This window comes from Streptomyces sp. WAC05292, from assembly GCF_003949955.1.
Lineage (GTDB): Bacteria > Actinomycetota > Actinomycetes > Streptomycetales > Streptomycetaceae > Streptomyces > Streptomyces globosus.
The window spans coordinates 1-2,571 of sequence record NZ_RPSE01000601.1; the positions used below are offsets into that span (position 1 = coordinate 1).

The following is a 2,571-nucleotide window of genomic DNA, read 5'->3' on the forward strand; positions in this document are numbered from 1 at the left end:
GTCCGGCGCGTGCCGACGGCGCCCTGCCGGGGGTTCGAGGGAGTGGGGCTATAGCGTGGGGCGCATGACGTACCAGGCGTTTTCCGAGGCCCGCGGTGTGCGGGTCGTCGCCCATCGCGGGGCTTCGCACGAGCATCCCGAGCACACGCTCGCCGCCTACCGGCAGGCCATCGCCGACGGGGCGGACGCGTTGGAGTGCGACGTGCGGCTCAGTGCCGACGGGCGGCTGGTGTGCGTGCACGACCGGCGCGTCGACCGCACCTCCGACGGGCGGGGGGTCGTCTCCGCCATGACGTACGAGCAGCTCGCCGCGCTCGACTTCGGCGCCTGGAAGGGCGCCGGGCACCGGGGCGCGCAGGTGCTGCTCTTCGAGGACCTGCTGAAGGAGGCCCTGGCCGCGGGCCGGCCCGTCGGGCTCGCCGTGGAGACCAAGCACCCGACGCGGGCCGGGGGCCGGCTGGAGGCCGAGCTGGTGCGCGTCCTGAAGGACCACGGGCTGGCCGACGGGGCGGAGGGGCTGGTGGAGGTGATGAGCTTCTCCCGTACCGCGCTGATGCGGCTGCACCGGCTGGCGCCGGGGCTGCCCGCGGTGTACCTGATCGAGCGGGCGGTGCGCCCGCCGCGGCCGCCGTTCGCGGGCCACGCCGGGCCGGGCATCGACCTCGTCCGCAAGGACCCGGGGCTGGTGGGGCGGCTGAAGGCCAAGGGGCTCCGGGTGCGGGTGTGGACGGTGGACGAGGTCGAGGACGTCGAGCTGTGCCTGCGCCTCGGCGTGGACACGCTGATCACTAACCGGCCGCGGGAGGTACGGGAGTACCTCGACCGGCGGTGAGCCGCCCGCCGGTCCCCTTCGCCCTGCGTGGAGCGCTGCGCCCACGTGTCATGTACGCCTCCCGGGTGGGCTGCACCACCGCCGGTATCCGCCGGACGGCGGGGGAGAAGGGAACACGTCGGACACGACGATTGCTCAGTTGGCCGAGGAGGCTACGACCATGACGAACCGACACCACCAGGGCGCCGAGACCGCCGGCCACCGCATCGAGCACGACTCCATGGGCGAGGTCCGGGTCCCCGCACACGCCAAGTGGCGGGCCCAGACCCAGCGCGCGGTGGAGAACTTCCCCCTCTCCGGCCAGCGCCTGGAGCGCGCCCACATCGAGGCACTCGCCCGCATCAAGGCGGCCGCCGCCAAGGTCAACGCCGAGCTCGGCGTCATCGCGGAGGACGTCGCCGAGGCGATCACCGCGGCCGCCGCCGAGGTCGCAGAGGGCCGCTGGGACGACCACTTCCCGGTGGACGTCTTCCAGACCGGCTCGGGGACCTCGTCCAACATGAACGCCAACGAGGTCATCGCCACCCTGGCGACCGAGCGCCTCGGCCGGGACGTGCACCCCAACGACCACGTCAACGCCTCGCAGAGCTCGAACGACGTGTTCCCCTCGTCCATCCACATCGCGGCGACGGCCGCCGTCACCCGCGAGCTGATCCCGGCGCTGCGCCACCTCGAACTGGCGCTGGAGCGCAAGGCGGCCGAGTTCGCCGAGGTCGTCAAGGCGGGCCGCACGCACCTGATGGACGCCACCCCGGTCACCCTGGGCCAGGAGTTCGGCGGGTACGCCGCCCAGGTGCGCCTCGGCATCGAGCGGCTGGAGTCGGCGCTGCCCCGGCTGGCCGAACTGCCGCTCGGCGGAACCGCGGTGGGCACCGGGATCAACACCCCGGCCGGCTTCTCGCAGGCCGTGATCGCCGAGGTCGCCGCGGCGACCGGGCTGGCGCTGACGGAGGCCCGCAACCACTTCGAGGCCCAGGGCGCGCGGGACGCGCTGGTGGAGACCTCCGGCGTGCTCCGCACGATCGCGGTCTCCCTGACCAAGATCTGCAACGACCTGCGCTGGATGGCCTCCGGCCCGCGCACGGGATTGGCCGAAATCAATCTCCCGGACCTGCAACCGGGCTCCTCCATCATGCCGGGGAAGGTCAATCCGGTGGTCCCGGAGGCCGTTCTGATGATCGCGGCGCAGGTGACGGGGAACGACACCGCGGTCGCCGTCGCCGGTGCGGCGGGCAACTTCGAGCTCAACGTGATGCTCCCGGTGATGGCCCGGAACCTGCTGGAGTCGATCCGGCTCCTCGGCTCCGGCAGCCGCCTGCTCGCCGACCGCACCGTGGACGGAATCACCGCCAACGCGGCACGGGCCAGGGAGTACGCCGAGTCCTCCCCCTCCGTGGTCACCCCGCTCAACCGCCACATCGGCTACGAGGAGGCCGCCCGGGTCGCCAAGCGGGCGCTCGCGGAGCGGAAGACGATCAGGGAGGTGGTCCTGGAGTCCGGCTACGTCGACCGCGGCGACCTGACCCCGGAGCAGCTCGACGAGGCGCTCGACGTCCTGCGCATGACCCGGCCCTGACGCCGCCGCGCCGGCGGCGCCCCAGGGGCCGGATCCGGTCGTTTCCCGCCCCCGACCCCCTCCGTGACCTGCACCGCAGCGGCCGCAACCGCCCCAGCCCTAGTATCTGCGCATGACAGGTACCGCAGGCCGCTGCGGTGCAGGTCACGGAGGGGGTCGGGGG

General features: G+C 73.4%; 2 protein-coding genes. Both read left to right on the top strand.

Going from position 1 to position 2,571, the window contains the following annotated elements; all coding sequences use genetic code 11:
• The first annotated feature begins 64 nt into the window (after nucleotides 1-64).
• Nucleotides 65-832 carry a glycerophosphodiester phosphodiesterase family protein gene (locus EF903_RS31455; protein WP_125548384.1) on the top strand — a complete coding sequence of 256 codons (768 nt, stop codon included), beginning with the start codon at nucleotides 65-67 and terminating at the stop codon, nucleotides 830-832.
• Between the two features lie 160 nt (nucleotides 833-992).
• On the top strand, nucleotides 993-2,408 hold the full coding sequence (locus EF903_RS31460; RefSeq protein WP_125548385.1) for an aspartate ammonia-lyase: 1,416 nt from the start codon (nucleotides 993-995) through the stop codon (nucleotides 2,406-2,408).
• Nucleotides 2,409-2,571 lie beyond the last annotated feature (163 nt).

Bases quoted from the DNA above. Each gene is read 5' to 3' on its own strand.
- EF903_RS31455 (WP_125548384.1), top strand. From the start codon at position 65: ATGACGTACCAGGCGTTTTCCGAGGCCCGCGGTGTGCGGGTCGTCGCC.
- EF903_RS31460 (WP_125548385.1), top strand. From the start codon at position 993: ATGACGAACCGACACCACCAGGGCGCCGAGACCGCCGGCCACCGCATC.